This window comes from Paracoccus pantotrophus, from assembly GCF_008824185.1.
In the GTDB taxonomy this organism is placed as follows: Bacteria; Pseudomonadota; Alphaproteobacteria; order Rhodobacterales; family Rhodobacteraceae; genus Paracoccus; species Paracoccus pantotrophus.
Genome location: NZ_CP044426.1, coordinates 2103273 through 2120000 on the forward strand (window position 1 = coordinate 2103273; position 16728 = coordinate 2120000).

Sequence of the window (16728 nt, forward strand, 5' to 3'; positions counted from 1 at the left end):
CGTGAAATATTGAAAGAAGCCCCGCGCGCCGGATTTCCGTTGCGGGACGGGGGCTTGGGCGGGACCTTCCTTCAAATGAAGGATGGGGGCCGTTGAAGGAAGCATGGTCCCGGCCCTCACCGCATCGCCCGGAAGCGCATGGCCTTCCGACCCCCGGTCTCCTGCTCGACCGTGACGATGTCGCCGCACTCGACCAACGTGAGCAGGATGTCGTCGCGGTCGCGCGCGCGGAGCCATTGCGTGGCGCGGGTCAGCTCGGACTTCGTGATTCCGGCAGACCCCGCCTTGCGGATGATCTCGCGCAGTCGTTTCAGATGCGCCTCGGTCTCGGTGTCGGCAACATGTCGATCGACGGCGTCGATGGTGCGCCGGGCGAAATGGCGGACGAAGTCGATGGCCCAGACGGCATCCTCGAGTCGGATGACGGGATGAACGGCATCCCGCCCCACAGCCAGGACGAGCGCGACCTTGGCCGCGTTCTCTGCAATCCGGGCGAGGATCGGCGTGTGAAAGGTTCCTGCCGCGGCCCTGAGCTCGGCGGTGACCTCTTCGCCGAGCGCGTCGAAGCGCGCCTGCGCGTCGTCGTCCATCGGCACCGTCATCGGATCAACGGCCGTCTCGGGTCCGGAGGTCTTGCCGGCCAGGTTGCCGCTCGCCCCGCCGCCCTCGGCAAGGCGCTGCAGACCCTCGATCAGCGATCGCGGCGACGTGCGCAGCCCGGCACGACGGTTCTCGTCCGGGTAATCCTCCTCACTCGGCAGGATGATGAACCGGGCGAGCGAGCCGTCCACGACATTGGCGCCCTGCAGCGCCCCCCAGAAATGCAGCGGCGTCGTCGTGCCGTAGACGCAGAGGCAGGGCTGGACGATGTCGCGCCGCTCGTTTGAGCCGTCGCGGTTGGCGTATTCCGCGCCGAGGAAGACCCCGCTGGCAGCGGTGTAAAGCTCGGTCATGTTGTCGAGGATCTCGGTGATGTGGCGCGGGCTGCGCTTGCGGTCAGCCGCCGCCGCGAGGAACATTCCGAACTCGTCGATCTGGAACAGGATCGCCGGCTGACGGTGGAGCGCGGTCAGGAGCCCCGCGCCTGAGGCGATCTTGTTTCCGCCGAGGTGGTGCGCGAGTCCGGCCTCGAAGAACAGCTCGTTGACGACCTCGCGGGCATGGTTCTTGCCCGACCCGCTGTCCGCAATGCCGACAATGTAGAGGTTCGTGCGCAGGTCGGTCGTCGTGCGGTAGCGCCGCCCCATCAGCGCGCCGAGGGCGCAGAGGCTGGCGCCCACCGCGAGAAGCGGCTGCGGTCTGCGCGCGGTGTCGATCATGTAGCGCGCGAGATCGCCCACGAGCCCGCCCGGGATCGCAAGCGTGAAGGACGGCGCAGGCGGGAGGATCGGCATCGGGGCTTCGGGCTGGGCGAGCCGTGCAAGGAGGCCCGCCGCGGGATGCTCGTCGCCCGCGCTGATCTTCTGACTGCCGTCGAGCAGCAGATCGGGGTCGGGTCGCCAACCCTTTTCCATGGCGAGGTGATAGATCGTGCCGGCGCCGATGCGCGCGGGCTTGAAGCTCGCCCATGCCTTCGCCGTCTCGGCCGGGTCGTTCTTGGCCGCCTGCGCCGACCAGTCGGCGAAGAGCGTCGCGCCCTCCTCGCCCAGCGCGCCCTTCAGCGCCATGCCGATGCGCATCCAGCTGTCGTAGTCGAGCTCGGCGTTCGGCAGCCAGGCGAGCGCGCTCCGGATCGCGGCCAGCGTGCCAGCCTGTGCATGCGCCGGCAGACACGGGTGCCCGGCCCCGTTTGCGCCCTTCGCACCGAGGCTCTTCGGGCGCATCTCGGGCGGGATCAGCGCCAGCGCCTCGTCGAGAAAAGCCGCAGCCCGGTCGGCGTCGATTTCGGGCAGGCTCTCGATATCGATATCCGCGAGCCCCTCGTCCGGCCAGGCATAGGGCTGGCCGGTATCGGGATGCTCGGCATAGGCCACGAACTGCTGGCCGAGGCAGAGCACCTCCAGCGGCGCGCGCCGGATCCCGGCGAAGGGCTCTCGCGTGCGATAGACCAGCAGCCGCTTCGGCGGCTTGCCGATTCTCAGCGCCGGCGTATCGCCCAGCCGTTCGCGGGCCAGCTGCTCCATGCGCAGCGCCAGATCGCCATCCTCGGCGATGTCGATGTCGATCGCGACCACCGCGCCGCCGACGATCCCGACGCCGCAATCGGGCCAGCTCGACCAGGTCGCGACCTCGAACTCGGTCGTGGCCCGGCTCGCATGGCGGTTCCACTGCGGGTAGTCGTGCCAGGCCGCGCGGGCGAACTGGCCGGGTTTCTTGGTGCCGGGCGCGATCGGCAGGATCGCGTAGCCGTTCGTCACAAGACGCGCGCCGACGCGCGCCATCCACGAGGTGTCCACCATCAGAAGGGCACCTCCGGGATCAGGCGATCGAGCCGCGCGCGGTCTTTCGACGCCAGTTCACGCAGATGGTCGCAGTAGCCGGTAACGATCACCTCGACGAAGGTATCCCACTCCTCCTCGCTCAGCAGGGCGAGATCGGTCCTGCCGAGGCTGTCGAGATAGGCGCCGCCGGCCTTGCCGCCCTCGACCATGGCCGCCGTCTCATTGGGGGTCGGATCGATCATGCCCGACCTCCTGTGGCAGATGTCCTGGCAAACCCGGCAGCAGAGGTCTCTGAGGCTCGTGTCGCGCCGAGGGTCGGAGACGCGGAAGCGCGCGTCGAACCAGCCCCACCCGCGGGGTTCTCGATGGCAGACAGCGCAGAGCCCTGCACGGCGGTAAGGCATGGGGCGAACCTGTAAGCGGTAATTTCCGTGAAGCGGCCCGCGACGCGGACGGCGATCTCGTTGGGGCGACGCAACCGGTCTGCCAGCAGGAGCGCCCCGTCGACGGACTCGGGCACGTCCATCTCGGGCGCCCGTTCGCGCCACCAGCTTTCGGCCTTCCGGCGCGGAAAGCCGTCGTGCTCGAAGCAGACCCATTCCGTGTGGAAGGCGAGCCCGCAGCGATAGGTGACCTTCAGCGAGACCCGCCCGCCCCGTTTCTCGTGGCGGCTGTAGGTGACGTCGGAGACGCCGACCCACTGCGGCTTGCCGGTGGACAGCACCTCCAGCGTCGAGGCGGTGGGCTCGAGCTTCACCTCGCGACCGGGGAACTCGACGCCGCAGCCGGGGCATTCGAGCGCCGCGATGGCAACGATGGTCCCGCATTCGGGGCAGATCCTGGTGGGCGGCGGCCCGTCGCCCGAACCGCTCGGGCATTTGGGCCGCACGAGATCGATGGGGCCATGTCGGCGGACATTCCCCGCGAAATCGAGAACCAGGCAGTTCTCCTTGCCCTCGGCAAGCCGCGTGCCTCGTCCGGCCATCTGAACGTAAAGCCCGGCCGACTTGGTGGGCCGCAGCATGGCGATCAGATCCACGGCCGGCGCGTTGAAGCCCGTCGTCAGCACGCCCATCGAGGCCAGCGCCCTGATCTCGCCGCGCTTGAAGGCGGCGACGGTCGCGTCACGCTCGTCCTTCGGCGTCTTGCCGAAGATAGTGGCGCAGCTCACCCCGCGGCGGCGGAACTCCTCGGCGACATGGGTCGCGTGGCGGACGCCCGAGCAGAACGCGAGCCAGGACCGGCGCGTCTCGCCATGGGCGATCACCTCGGCCACGGCCGCCCGCGTGATGGCCTCCTGGTCGACCGCATCCTCGAGGTCGCGCGCGACGAACTCGCCGCCGCGCGATCCCACGCCGGTCACGTCGAGGCGGGTCTTGGTCTGCTTCGAGATGAGCGGGGAGAGATAGCCCTGATCGATCAGGTCGCGGACCGACACCTCGTAGGCGATGTCGGTGAAGAGCGCGTTCTCACCCTCGTGCAGCATGCCGCTGTCGAGACGGAAGGGCGTCGCCGTCAGCCCGATCACCTTCAGCGCGGGGTTGATCGCCTGCAGGTCCGTCAGGAAGCGGCGATACATGGTGTTCGACCGGCCGGGGATCAGATGGGCCTCGTCGATCAGCACCAGATCGGCATGGCCGATGCGCGTCGCCTTGTCGTGGATCGACTGGATGCCGGCGAAGAGGATCCGGGCCCGCGCATCGCGGCGGCCGAGCCCGGCCGAGTAGATGCCCGCCGGCGCCTCGGGCCAGAGCCCCAGCATCTCGGCATGGTTCTGCGCGATCAGCTCGCGGACATGGGTGACGACGAGCACGCGCTGCTCGGGCCAGGCCTTGAGCACGCCGTCGATGAAGGTGGCCATGACGAGGCTCTTGCCGCCGGCCGTGGGGATCACGACGAGCGGGTTGCCGCTCTCCCTCTCGAAATAGCCGTAGATCGAGGCGATCGCGGCCTGCTGGTAGGGGCGCAAGGTCAGCATGTGGCGGCCTCCTCTTCGCGGGCGTCGTTGGTCCAGGCCGAGCCGTCGCGCATGCGGTAGGAGACGAAATCCTCGCCTGCGTCGCTCACCTCGCCGGGGACGAGATCGGGGATGAACAGGTGCCGGCCGCAGGCGCGACGCTGGTCGGCAGGGTCGAGCAACCGGTCATGGCGCGCGCAGTGCCAACCGCCTTCGATGGGCGTCGAATGCAGGCAGGACCGGCAGGTGACAGCCGCGGCGTCACCGTGGCATAGCCCGTGGTGGTCGCAGAACCGGCACTCGAACCAGGCGGGATCTGCGCTGATCCGCTCGGGCGGGTGCTGGGCGAAGATGATCTGCCGCGCCTTTTCCAGCAGGCGCTCGCCCATCTCGGGATCCGCAGGGACGCGCTCGATGTGCAGCGCGTCGGTGTCCTTGCAGACTGCGACGTAGAGCGCACGCGTGATGCCGGTCAGGTGCATGTACACCTGCATCTGCGCGGCGTGCTGGGGCTTGGCGAACGCGACGCCCTTGGCGATCAGCTCGGCAAAGCTCTTCGCCGAATGCGTCTTGAACTCGACGACGTGCCAGGTCTTCGGCGCCTCGAGCAGACCGAGGGCGACCGCGTCGAGCGATCCGCCGAAATGCCCGCCATGGGCCTGGACGCGGAACTGCCGCCCGGTTTCGGGATCGACCTCCAGCACCGTGGCGCCGGTCGCGCGCAGGTCGCGGACGAGCCGGGCCTCCTCCAGCTGACCGGTCTCGAACAGCCGCAGGATGCGGCCGGTGTGCCGCGCGGGCGTCGCCCAGCGGAAGTCGTACCAGAGCGCCCGGGCGCAGGACTTGCCGATCAGCGAGGCGCCAAGATGGTCGCGGAAGCCGTCGCCCTGCCGCGCCTCGTAGGAGGCGTAGATCGTGGAGAGGGTCGGCGTTGGGGGTTCGGGAAGCTCGGCCATCAGCATGCCTCCTCCCGCTCGAGCCGCGCCCGCGCCTCAGTCAGCACCGCGGTCCAGGCGGCGCTGTCGTGGCGTTCGCGCAGGACGGCGATGATCGTGTCCTTGAGCCGCTCGCGCCGGCGGCGGCCGCCCTGACGGGCGACGATCTCGGCGCGCTCGCGGTTGAGGTGGCGCAGCGCCGTGCGCGCGCGGTGAAACCAGTCGGGGTCGATCGGCTTCGCCGTCCGCTGCCGCGTCAGATCGGCGGTCGCGATCTGCGTGCGGATCTTCGCGATGGCGTCCTCGATCTCGATCAGGCGCCGGGTGTCATCAGGTAAGCCCGGGGCGTTCGCGGCCGCGCAGGCCGCGTCAATAATGTTGGTCATGGTCGGTCTCTCGGGTCTGGCGATGTCCGGGCCGCCGCGAGTGTCAGCCCGCGACGGCCGAGGGCGTCAGCTCTTGCGGTTCCAGGGCGCGGTGGCCGAGCGGGCGGGCGTAGACTGCGCGGGCGCGCTGGCCGGCTGCGTCGCGGCGGGCTTCGGCGAGGCCGCCTGCGCCGGAGTCTCCGGCACCAGGTAGCGGATCGTGTTGCGCTCGCCGTAGCCGTCCTTCGGGGGCTTCACCCCCACCTGGATCGTCATCGGGATCAGGTGCAGCTCTTCGCTGTCGTTCACCTGCAGCTTGCCCGTGGCGTGGCAGATCGCCGACAGCGTGCGCTGTGCGATCTCGACCGTGGTCGGGTTGGCGTTCACCAGGTTCAGCTGGTCGAAGACCTTGCGGCCCTGCTGCGGCCCTTCGAGGATGTCGAGCATCAGCCAGAGATACTGCCCCATCCCGTTCTTCGTGACGCGCATCTCGCTCTCGACGATCTGGGCGCGATACTTGCCCGCGGGCAGGATCTCGTAGGCGGTGGTGGGCTCGATGCCGGTGGCGTCAAAGGCGGTGTCGAAACGTGCCATCGTGCTGTCCTTTCAGTCGTAATCAGGCGGATTGGGGCATGGCGGCCAGGAACTCCGACCACTCGAGCGGGAGGGTTTCCGGCAGGCCGTAGCGGTTCTTGGCGAGGAAGGCGGGGCGCTCCTCGGTGTGCATGACGCGCGCACCGGACCCGAGCGCTCGGGTGACCTTCTTGTTGAAGCCGACGTCGGACTTGCTGACCGAGATCCGGTAGTTGGCGAAGAGCACGACGTCCGAGTGCTCCTGCAGCAGCGCGGAGGCGCGCGCCTGCAGCTTGATCACGTACCGGTCGTAGGGTTCGTGCTCGGGGCTGTCGAAGCGCTTGATGTCGGTGTGGGCGATCTGGATGACCGCCATGCCCTTGCGGTCGCGGAGCCCGTTCAGCTTGTCGATGTATTCGCGCCAGATGATCAGCGCCTCGGCGTAGCCCTTGCCGAAGCCGGGGCTTTCGATCGACTGCCAGCCATTGCGCCGGCAGGCCTCGGCCCAGATCAGCGGCTCCAGCCAGTCCACGCTGTCGACGACCACTGTCGAATAGCTGTGATCCTCGTCGAGCAGGGCGTCGAGCGCCTCGGCGACCTCCGGGTAGCTCGTCGCCAACGGGAAATGCGGGACCTGCAGCTTGCCGAGACCATCCTCGGTGAGGACGAACACCGGCGCGTCGGCGGACGCGGCGAAGGTGGACTTGCCGATGCCGGCGACGCCGTGGATCAGGACGCGCGGCGGGCGCAGAGCCGTCGAGGTTTGGAGGGATGCGAGCGAGATGGCCATCAGCGCGCCTCCTCGCCGAGCAGCAGCCGGAACTTGGGCTTGCCCGTGCGGACGGTCCGCGCGGGCTCGAACTCCTGCCGGATGTCCGTGGGCCAGGCAGTGTATTTCCGCTCGGGGACGCTGAACGCGATGTCGACGTACTCGGCGGGATCGACGCCATCGGCCCGGATCCGCTCGACCAGACCGGCGAGCATCGTCTGGTCCCAATCGACGCGCTTGGGGAGATCGGCGACCACGGTGACCGGGCCGTCCTGCAGCCGGACGGTGCCGGTGTCCTTGCCCTCCGCGCGGCGCGCCTCCTGCGCCTGGTCGCCGTACTTCAGCGCGATGGCGCCATCGAGCCAGTCGCAGAGGGTCTTCACGGCGCGCAGCCGCTCGTCGGCGTCCTGCTTCAGGAGCGCCAGCTCTTCGCCCGGCAGAGCGGCGATCTCACCGACCGGCAGGGTGGGCAGGTCGTCGAGGGTGATGCGGTTGGGGATCATCATGGCCACCCCCTCACGCCAGCTTTTCAGCGGGCTTGTCGGCCGTGCTCGAGCAGTGCCGGCTGGCCTCGTAGGCCTCGACATCCTCGAGCCGGTACACGACCCGGCCGCCGATCTTGATGAAGGCGGGGCCCTCACCGGTCCAACGCCAGCGCTCCAGCGTGCGCGGGCTGATCTTCCATCGAGCCGCCAGCTCGACCTGGTTGAGATGCGTGACTGACATCCGAAACCTCATTGAGTTGTCCGTTGTTCACCCCGGCACGTTGGTGCGCCCGGATACACGAACAATTTCAATGCTTTGCGGCCTTCAGTATATGATCACGCCCGAATTTTCTTGTGACGTCCGGACAAGAAAAAAGCCCCGAAAAAACGGGGCTTCGCTGGGCAGATTGTGACGTTGTGCGCGGGGGCCTGTGACGTCGGCGGATTATTCCTGTGACGCAGCCGGATTCGGAGCCTCAATGTCGCCGAGGGCGATCTCACGGCATGCCGGGTTGAGGCGGTAGCCAGCGCGATCCTTGGTCTCGATGAAACTGTCCTGATCGAGCGGGATCCCGAGCATCACGGCCAGCGGGTCAAGCGCGTCTCGCAACCTGCGCAGTTGCTGGCGCATCGACTGCTCGGATATGCCGATTTTGTCCGCCACATCGTGAGGTGGCATGAACTGGACCTCCGAGCGCGTCCTCTTGGCCTTCCGGAAATTCTCGATCAGCGCATTCACGAAGCGGTAGTTCGCACCTTCGAGAAGATGCCCGCCATGAAAGAGCACCTGCTCGGCATCGTGATCCACCGCGAACTCGACGATGGGAGCGCTGAGCCGGTCGACGAAATCGGTGGCCTGCCGATCGTAATCGGACTTCGGCGCGATCTCGACATGGTCGCGAGTGAAGCAAGTCGCCAGAAGCGAACCAGGCGGAACCTCGCCCCGGAAAAGCCGGTCACCATGTTCGATAAGCGCCTTGGCAATGACCTCTTCTACCGAGCGCGCATGCCGCTGAAACAGCTCGAACAGGCGTGATCCTGCCTCGTCGACTGACAGATCAGGAAAGTGATCGAGCGCGGAAATGACCTGCTGGAACCCAGAAAGAAAACGCGCCTTCGGCATCGCGGCGACATCCCGAAAGAACGCGACATAGCTCAGAGCCATTCGCAACTCATCGTCCGCGCTGCGATCCCCGAGGAGCAGGTCGCGCTTGTAGTTCTGGGACGGTTCATACTGTTCCAGTCCTGCGGCCAAGATTGCAAACCGCCTATCGATGCACTGCGAACAGAGCCCGCAGTGCTTCTGCTTGACCGTCCAGCTGCGCGGCCGCGTGCAGCTCACCGTAGCGGCAAGCATGTCCGCAAAGCCCGCATCGGCGATCTTCTGGGTAACCTCTTTCTTGGTCAGCCATTGAAGCGGAGTACGGATCTCAATCTCGGAGTCGAGCAGGGTCGAGAACAGCGCCTCCAGCCCGCGTAGTACCCTGGGATGCGTGGTACGCGTCGCCCGGCCGCCAACGACGTCGCCCGCCAGGGGCGGGTTGATGCTGACAACCCCATTCTCATAGAAGCTGAACCGGTTCTTACCCGACATCTGCGCCACGACGAGACCGAGACAGGCAAACAGGAACGAGCGGGTCCGCTGCGTGAACTCGACGGGCTTGGCGACCTCATTCGAGACCCAGACGGGAACGTAGGAGACCCGCCTTTCATACCCGCGGCTCTTCAGATCGCGGATAAGCTCTTCCTGAACGTTTCGTACCTTCGTTGACGAGTAATGACCGACGAGGGTTACCGACTTGCCCAGAGTGACGATGTCGTTGACAGCGCCGGCAAAGGAGTCGACGCCGCCGGAGAAGAGCGCCACCTCATCGTTTTCCTGGAAGGCGTCGAGAAGCTCCGGAAAATACAGCTCTCGCGGCTGCACCGGCGCTTCGGCCTTGCGGAAACTAAACTCATAGCTGTCGTCGGACAGGAACCCGAGCGTATCGAGTAGGAGTTCCTGCACGTCTGCACTCTGCCAGACCTCGTGGTGACGTACGGGAATCGAGAAGGTCAAACTGCGGCGCCAGTCTTCCCCGAAGTTCGTGAGCATGGCGGAGCCACGTGCAATGCGCTGATCGGCGCAGTACACGTAGGCCGCCACTTCGAGGAGGTCGATCAACAGGTCGGGAATGTTCCCGATCATCGAGCGGCTGATGTAGTCGATCCTCAGATTGACGTTCTTGCCGGGCTCGCTGACGTTCATCGCGAGCGCATCGGCCTCGGATGCCTGCGGCACGCCGCATTCGATCAGGCATCGTTTCACTTTGGCCCCTTCCTGTTTTTGAGTTCGTTCCCAATCTTCTCGACGGCGAAGGCCGAGAAGCGGCGGGCACCATCCCTCGATATGTCCTTGCCGTCCCGGTACTGGTTCTTGCCAAGCCAGTCCCTAGCGAAGGCGCGCATGATCAGCGCAGCCTCGATGCAGTGACGGCGTATCGCGGAATTGTAGGTCGCGAGATCATGGACAGACCGCGCGACGCGATCGGCGCCAACGAGCTTGTGCAAGGTTCGATCGACGTAATAGTGGATGACGCGTTCCACGATGTTCGCGTGGAAATGGTGGGCCAGGGCGCCGAATTTCTCCGGTGACCTCAGCGCCGCCACTGAAGCCTGCACATCGGCAGCAGTTGGGGACCACATCGGCATGCCCGCCTCCACGGCCTCAGCGAGCGCGGCGGCTCCCGCCTCGCGGGCGATGTCGCCAAGGTCCGTCGCTCCCGCATGGACACGCCGTTGCACGCGCTCAAGTGCGCTGTTGTAGGCGACCATCAGTTCAGTCACCGAAGTCGGCGGTCGCGCTCCTATGCCAATGTCGGCGAGGGCTGCCCCGAAATCCTTCGACGCAGCGGCCTGCGGCAACCTGATGAGCAGCCACAACGCTTCCACAAAGACAGGGTCCCTCAGCGCGTGCTTCAGCGCGTCCCGACTGACTTCGGTCACCTGTTCCACCAGCGGCGCGGTGGGTGCGCCACCGGTCACCAGATACCTGACGATGTCCGGCAGGTATCTGTGGGTGGGGAGTTTTCCGAGGCGCTGATGTCCCATCGCGCCACCGGTTCAGAGGGTGCGCCCGGACCGGATCTGGCGCGGACAGAGGGAATGAGCACTCGACAAGACAAGGAACCTTCCGTTAGAACCACGACAAAGAAAGGAACATGCGATATCCTTTCTCAGGTAGCCTGCCAAGGAAAGGATCCTTTTTCAACCATGGCGTTATCACCGGAGCCATCACGGTTGGGTCAGCGCGTGGCCATCTCGACCGCAGGCGAACGCGCAGAGGCGTTCGTGCCGCCACCCTTGCCGCCGGCCCCGCCGGTGAGGATGGATCGGCTCTACCGTCAGCTCGAGCGCGCGAACCGCGCGATCGGCCGGCTTGATGGCGTGACCTCCATCCTGCCCGACACCCCGCTCTTCCTCTACATGTACGTCCGCAAAGAGGCGCTGCTGTCCTCGCAGATCGAGGGCACGCAGTCGTCGCTCTCCGATCTCCTGCTGTTCGAGAGCGAGGAAGCGCCGGGTGTCCCGCTCGACGACGTGCAGGAGGTTTCCAACTACGTCGCCGCCATGAACCATGGCCTCGACCGGATCCGCGAGGGCTTTCCGCTTTCCCTGCGCCTGATCCGGGAAATCCACGCCATCCTTCTCGAAAAGGGACGCGGGAGCACGAAGCAGCCGGGAGAGTTCCGACGTTCGCAGAACTGGATCGGCGGAACGCGGCCGGGCAATGCGCTCTTCGTGCCGCCACCCCCCGAGAACGTCCTCGACCTCATGTCGGACCTGGAGGCGTTCATCCATACCGACACGCCGGAGATGCCGACCCTCATCAAGGCCGGGCTCGTCCATGTGCAGTTCGAGACCATCCATCCGTTCCTCGACGGAAACGGACGCCTCGGCCGCCTGCTGATCACCTTCCTGCTCTGCACGCAGGGCATCCTGAAGGAGCCGATCCTCTATCTCAGCCTCTACTTCAAGACGCATCGCCGCCAGTATTACGACTTGCTGCAACAGGTCCGCGAGAATGGCGACTGGGAGACATGGCTGGAGTTCTTCCTCGACGGCATCGCCGAGACATCCTTGCAGGCGTCCGAGGCGGCGCGCGAGATCCTCGCTCTGTTCGAAGCCGATCGGCACCGGATCGAGGATCTCGGACGCCCGGCCGCATCCGCCCTCCGGGTTCACCAGCTGCTTCAGCAGAAGCCGATCATCGGCATTCCCGCGGCGGCGCAGCGGCTGAGCATCTCGCCCCCGACAATTGCGAAGTCGATCCAGCATCTGGAGGATCTCGGCATCGTGCGGGAGGTGACCGGGAAGCAGCGTGGCCGGATGTATGTCTACAGCGACTACTTGAGCATCCTCAGCCGAGGAACTGAACCATTGCGGTGAAACGATCACCTCCATTTAGAACCTCCAAAACTGCGATCTGTGAATGACGAAAGAGCACGAATTCAAGACATGGCTCGAGCAAGGCGGAGCCCAGACAGAAGCGGGCCGCAATTCGCGGGCTTACGCGATCCGAACCATTGAGCGGAACCTTTCGGCGCTTGGAATGCCGCATCGGGATCTCGACGAGGCATGGGAAGCCGACAGGTTCGAGGCGCTGCGAGAGCGTCTGCGCAAAATTCGGGAGGATGCCCGAACAGGCGGTCAGGACTACCGAATCCTCATGCCGGACTCCGACAATCCCCACAACAGGCTCTCCAACTGGGGTAGCTGGTTGGGGCAGTACGGGCGGTTCCTGGCGGGTGACCCTCCGGGAGCGGCCAAGGACGCTGATCGGATACGGCAATACATACTCGAGCACTACATCGAGCCCGCGCGTGAGGAAGGTCGCGACCACGTCGACGTGCTCGTCCGCGACGTGAACGAAGCACTTGGGCTCAAGGAGGCCTGGCCGAATATCTGCCAAGCTCTGGCCGGACGGATATTCCAGGACATGGCGCAGCTCCCAGAGCCTGAACGGATCGGGGCCGACCAAAGCTCAGCCACGGTGTTCCGCTTCAAGCTTGATGAGACTGTTCAGTCCGATGGAAGCCGCCCCTTCGTCCTTTTCGATGCGACGGGGGCCCCCTTTCAGCCTGTCAGGAACTACAACCGCAGCAGCGGCGTATCGGCATTTCGGATCAAGCCGCGAGGCGCCGGGAACAAGGCGGATGAGGCTATCGAGACGGAGGACATCGTCGATGTCGCACGGGCGATGCTCGTCGACGGCCTCGCGTCACGCGTCAAGGCGATCGCCGGCGGACCCGTCAATTACCTGACCTACGGCGGCGACAAGCTTGTTCGCTATGAGCTCTCTCCGGAGATTGCTCAGGCAATCGGTGTTCCCCCACGTGGCGGCGTGAATGGAACGAGCAGTGCTGACGACGGTCGCGCGACTGACGCCAAGATCCAGAAGGGATTCACCCCCATGAACCTCATTCTCTACGGGCCACCCGGCACCGGGAAAACCTTTTCCACTGCGGCCGAGGCAGTGCGGCTGTGCGGCGAGCCGGTGCCGCAGGATCGGGCCGAGCTCATGGCGGTCTACCAGAGGCTCGTGGCGGCCGGGCGCGTCGAGTTCGTCACATTCCACCAGTCGATGGCCTACGAGGATTTTGTCGAAGGTCGGCAGCCCATGACCGGGGCGGACGGCGAAGGTGAGGCGGAGTCGGCTGGCTTCCGGCTCGAAACGGTCCACGGGATATTCAGGCGGATCGCGAAGCGCGCGGAGACCAGCCGTGGGCGCTCATCGGGCGATGACATGATCAGGCTGGAGGACCGCCAGGTCTTCAAGATGTCGATCGGCGAAGCGAACAACCCCGAGGACGCCCACTTGTTCGAGGAAGCGATAGAGGGCGGTTACACGCTCCTCGGCTTCGACGACATCGACTGGAGCGATGAGAAGTACGCCAGCCGGGAGGCGATTTTCGAAGCCTGCAAGGACCACCGAGACGGCAGCGGCGACATAGATTCAAGATCCGGATGGGTGCAGATGCCCTTTCGATTCCGGAACTGGGTCCGGCACGGCGACATCGTGATCGTATCGAAGGGAAACCAGCAGTTCCGTGCCATCGGGGAGTTCGTCGGCGATTACGAGTTCAAGCCACGGCCGGAAGGGGGCTATGCCCACCGTCGCGCGGTGCGATGGCTCTGGCTGGATCGTGACGGGGTAGCGGTCAGCGAGATCTACAGCCGCGGCTTCATGCAGCAGTCGATTTATCTGCTCTACGACAGCGAGCTCAATATTCCGGCGCTCGAGCGCTACATGAACAGTCAGAGGAACGACGGGGGTGACGAGCCCGATCAGTTCGTTCTGATTATCGACGAGATCAACCGGGCGAACATTTCCAAGGTTTTCGGCGAACTGATCACCCTTCTCGAGGCCGACAAGCGGCTCAACCAGCCGAATGCGGTACGGGTCCGCTTGCCCTATTCCGGGGACGAATTCGGCGTGCCGTCCAACCTGCACATCCTCGGCACGATGAACACGGCCGACCGGTCGATCGCGCTTCTCGACACTGCACTCCGGCGGCGGTTCACCTTCCGTGAAATGATGCCTGATGCATCCATCCTCGAAGACGCTGGTCAGAAATGCGGGATCGACCTGCCGCGACTTCTCGCCACGATCAATGAGCGGATTGAGTATCTCTACGACCGCGAACACCAGATCGGACACGCCTACTTCACTGCGTGCAGTTCGCGAGCAGATGTCGACGAGGTCATGCGCCACAAGGTCATCCCGCTCCTCGCGGAATACTTCTTCGAAGACTGGGCCAAGATCGCAGCGGTGCTCGGCGACCTAGAACCGGGTGAGGGTTCGATCACCGGTGGCTTTCTCAAGCGTGCGATCCTGAAACCGCCTCCGGGCCTCGAGGACGGCGATGCTGTCGCCCGGTTTCGCTGGCAGGTCCGATCCGTCGATGAGGGCTTCGACTACAGCAAGTTGGTCGGGACATGATCCGCCGCACGATCCGCGAATGGGAGCACATCGCCTACGGACCTGGCGACACCGAGATCGCGGAGATGCAAGCAGACCGGATTGCCGCGGTTGCGCGGGCCTCGAGCTTCTCCGGGCGCGGGGGTGAGGGTGTTCTGGAACACGGGCGAAAGGGGCTCCGCGCACGTGGCGTCGTCGGCGTCATAGCCACCCCCGGCTGCCAACTGGAGATTCTCCCAAAGATCGAGGGGGGCGGCGAGAGCGGGGTGTCGGATGCGGTACTCAGGCAGCGCCTCATCCACATGCTTGCGGTGACCTACGATCTGCCAATTGAAGCCGGCGCAATGACGCAGCTCGGCTGGCAGCGCGAGACCGTGCTCGAACTTCTGATCCGTCTGTTCTGTGCGAAGCTGACCGACGCGGTTCGGCAGGGGATGCCACGCCACTACCTCGAACACGAAGATGACCTGCCTGCGCTTCGGGGACGCCTGGACGTTACACGGCAGTTCTCGACGCTCGCGGTCTCGCCACAAAAGCTGGCGTGCCGTTTCGATGCTCTGTCGCCGGACATAGCGCTGAACCAGGTGATGCGGGCGGCGGTCAGCAAGTTGTCGCGTCTGTCCGGTGCACCGGATAACCAGCGGGCGCTGCGCGAACTGAGCTTCGTGTACGCCGACGTAGCCGACGTCCCTCCGAACGCCCTCCGCTGGGACCGGATCGTCCTGGACCGCACCAATCGTCGTTGGCGGGATCTCCTGTCTCTCGCGCGCCTCTTTCTATCGGACCGGCACCAGCAGACGAGCGCGGGGACCATCGATGCTCACGCGCTGCTCTTCGAGATGAACGTCTTGTTCGAAGCATACATCGAACGGACCCTGTCGCGTGCTCTGGCCGGCACGGGCTTCCGTGTGTCGTCGCAGGGCGGCCATCGGGATTGTCTCTACGAGGGCGAGACCGGCCGCTTCCGCACAAGGCCGGACCTCATCGTCCGGCAGGGCGAGAAGATTGCGCTGATCATCGACACGAAGTGGAAGCGCATGACGCCACGGATCGACGATCCAAAGCAGGGGGTCAGCCAGACGGACGTGTACCAGCTGATGGCATATGGCAGGCTCTACGACTGCCCGAACGTCGTACTGCTATACCCCCATCACGGCGACCTGCCGCCAGATCCGATCCGCCGGCGGTACTCCATCGCGACAAGGAACGCGCATGAGTCGCTGATCGTGGCCACTCAAGACCTCGCCGGCAAACAGCGAGACCACAGGGAGGCCCTTCGACAGCTCGTCATGGATTGCTTGGCGCGCGAAAGCGCGCAGGAAGCACCTAACCATCACGGCAGCGCGCTTTTCGAAGCGATATGAAGGACTTCGGCCCCTCTTGCTTCCACAGTGCTTCCACGGGTGGCTCAAATGCAAAAGACCTCCCGAAGGAGGCCTAATGCACTGATATCTATCAGTAATTTTGGTTGCGGGGGTAGGATTTGAACCTACGACCTTCAGGTTATGAGCCTGACGAGCTACCGGGCTGCTCTACCCCGCGCCATTTGCATCGCGGTTTTGCGGTGCTTCTCGTTCTGAGAGATGCTCGCTTCTTTTCAGGTCTGGCGGTGACCTACTCTCCCACGTCTTTTGACGCAGTACCATTGGCGCGACGGCACTTAACGGCCGAGTTCGGGATGGGATCGGGTGTTTTGCTCGTGCTTTGGCCACCAGACCGGAAAAGGAGCGAGATCGGCGTTTTCCGGTTCTTTTGGGAACCTGGAAAGACATTGTCCAAGGATGCTTTTGGAAGAAGGTCTGTCTTCTTCCGGATCAAATCAAGCCTATCGAGCGATTAGTACCGGTCAACTGAACGCATTGCTGCGCTTACATCTCCGGCCTATCGACGTGGTGGTCTTCCACGGCTCTCAAGGGATACCTTGTTTTGAGGGGGGCTTCACGCTTAGATGCCTTCAGCGTTTATCCTGTCCGTTCATAGCTACCCAGCACTACCGTTGGCACGATAACTGGTCCACCAGTGGAACGTTCACCCCGGTCCTCTCGTACTAGGGGCAACTCCTCTCAAGTATCCTACACCCACGGCAGATAGGGACCGAACTGTCTCACGACGTTCTAAACCCAGCTCACGTACCTCTTTAAATGGCGAACAGCCATACCCTTGGGACCTGCTCCAGCCCCAGGATGAGATGAGCCGACATCGAGGTGCCAAACGATGCCGTCGATATGGACTCTTGGGCATCATCAGCCTGTTATCCCCAGCGTACCTTTTATCCGTTGAGCGATGGCCCTTCCACTCGGGA

14 protein-coding genes, 1 tRNA gene and 2 rRNA genes (1 of these 17 cut by a window edge) are annotated in these 16728 nt (G+C 64.8%); 3 read left to right on the forward strand and 14 right to left on the reverse strand.

What is annotated here, in order from left to right; genetic code table 11:
• Positions 1–116: 116 nt before the first annotated feature.
• From ESD82_RS20900 to ESD82_RS20950, 11 genes are all read right to left on the reverse strand, one after another.
• Positions 117–2399 carry a PriCT-2 domain-containing protein gene (locus tag ESD82_RS20900; protein WP_147427468.1) on the reverse strand — a complete coding sequence of 761 codons (2283 nt, stop codon included), beginning with the start codon at positions 2397–2399 and terminating at the stop codon, positions 117–119.
• Positions 2399–2623 (reverse strand): DUF6511 domain-containing protein, encoded by a 225-nt coding sequence (locus ESD82_RS20905; protein WP_147427467.1) that lies wholly within the window; start codon positions 2621–2623, stop codon positions 2399–2401. Before ESD82_RS20905 ends, ESD82_RS20900 begins: the two co-directional genes overlap by 1 nt.
• Positions 2620–4359, reverse strand: coding sequence for a DEAD/DEAH box helicase (locus tag ESD82_RS20910; RefSeq protein ID WP_147427466.1), 1740 nt, complete (start codon positions 4357–4359; stop codon positions 2620–2622). The genes ESD82_RS20905 and ESD82_RS20910 overlap by 4 nt, the downstream gene beginning before the upstream one ends.
• On the reverse strand, positions 4353–5294 hold the full coding sequence (locus ESD82_RS20915; protein ID WP_147427465.1) for a PD-(D/E)XK nuclease family protein: 942 nt from the start codon (positions 5292–5294) through the stop codon (positions 4353–4355). Before ESD82_RS20915 ends, ESD82_RS20910 begins: the two co-directional genes overlap by 7 nt.
• Complete coding sequence (locus ESD82_RS20920) at positions 5294–5659, reverse strand: hypothetical protein (protein ID WP_147427464.1); 366 nt, start codon at positions 5657–5659, stop codon at positions 5294–5296. The genes ESD82_RS20915 and ESD82_RS20920 overlap by 1 nt, the downstream gene beginning before the upstream one ends.
• Before the next feature lie 66 nt (positions 5660–5725).
• Complete coding sequence (locus tag ESD82_RS20925; RefSeq protein ID WP_147427463.1) at positions 5726–6232, reverse strand: DUF669 domain-containing protein; 507 nt, start codon at positions 6230–6232, stop codon at positions 5726–5728.
• Positions 6233–6254: 22 nt separating this feature from the next.
• Positions 6255–7001 (reverse strand): ATP-binding protein, encoded by a 747-nt coding sequence (locus ESD82_RS20930; protein ID WP_147427462.1) that lies wholly within the window; start codon positions 6999–7001, stop codon positions 6255–6257.
• Positions 7001–7486 carry a hypothetical protein gene (locus tag ESD82_RS20935; protein WP_147427461.1) on the reverse strand — a complete coding sequence of 162 codons (486 nt, stop codon included), beginning with the start codon at positions 7484–7486 and terminating at the stop codon, positions 7001–7003. The genes ESD82_RS20930 and ESD82_RS20935 overlap by 1 nt, the downstream gene beginning before the upstream one ends.
• Before the next feature lie 10 nt (positions 7487–7496).
• Positions 7497–7706 carry a helix-turn-helix transcriptional regulator gene (locus tag ESD82_RS20940; protein ID WP_147427460.1) on the reverse strand — a complete coding sequence of 70 codons (210 nt, stop codon included), beginning with the start codon at positions 7704–7706 and terminating at the stop codon, positions 7497–7499.
• Positions 7707–7910: 204 nt separating this feature from the next.
• Positions 7911–9773: a 7-cyano-7-deazaguanine synthase gene (locus tag ESD82_RS20945; RefSeq protein WP_147427459.1), complete on the reverse strand. Its 1863-nt coding sequence runs from the start codon at positions 9771–9773 to the stop codon at positions 7911–7913.
• Positions 9770–10555 carry a hypothetical protein gene (locus ESD82_RS20950; protein ID WP_147427458.1) on the reverse strand — a complete coding sequence of 262 codons (786 nt, stop codon included), beginning with the start codon at positions 10553–10555 and terminating at the stop codon, positions 9770–9772. The genes ESD82_RS20945 and ESD82_RS20950 overlap by 4 nt, the downstream gene beginning before the upstream one ends.
• Before the next feature lie 201 nt (positions 10556–10756).
• Here ESD82_RS20950 and ESD82_RS20955 point away from each other — a divergent pair, with 201 nt between their 5' ends.
• Genes ESD82_RS20955 through ESD82_RS20965 form a run of 3 tightly spaced genes read left to right on the forward strand, consistent with a single transcriptional unit; the run spans position 10757 to position 15790 of the window.
• Positions 10757–11893 (forward strand): Fic family protein, encoded by a 1137-nt coding sequence (locus ESD82_RS20955; RefSeq protein WP_223191530.1) that lies wholly within the window; start codon positions 10757–10759, stop codon positions 11891–11893.
• 43 nt (positions 11894–11936) lie between these two features.
• Positions 11937–14447, forward strand: coding sequence for an AAA family ATPase (locus ESD82_RS20960; protein WP_147427456.1), 2511 nt, complete (start codon positions 11937–11939; stop codon positions 14445–14447).
• Positions 14444–15790, forward strand: coding sequence for an McrC family protein (locus tag ESD82_RS20965; protein WP_147427455.1), 1347 nt, complete (start codon positions 14444–14446; stop codon positions 15788–15790). The genes ESD82_RS20960 and ESD82_RS20965 overlap by 4 nt, the downstream gene beginning before the upstream one ends.
• Before the next feature lie 101 nt (positions 15791–15891).
• On the opposite strand, the gene ESD82_RS20970 is transcribed toward ESD82_RS20965, so the two are convergent.
• The 3 genes from ESD82_RS20970 to ESD82_RS20980 form a co-directional block, all read right to left on the reverse strand.
• Positions 15892–15968, reverse strand: a tRNA-Met gene (locus tag ESD82_RS20970).
• A 59-nt stretch (positions 15969–16027) separates the two neighbouring features.
• Positions 16028–16142, reverse strand: a 5S ribosomal RNA gene (gene rrf / locus ESD82_RS20975).
• Between the two features lie 99 nt (positions 16143–16241).
• A 23S ribosomal RNA gene (locus tag ESD82_RS20980) occupies positions 16242–16728 on the reverse strand; it runs 2350 nt beyond the window's last position.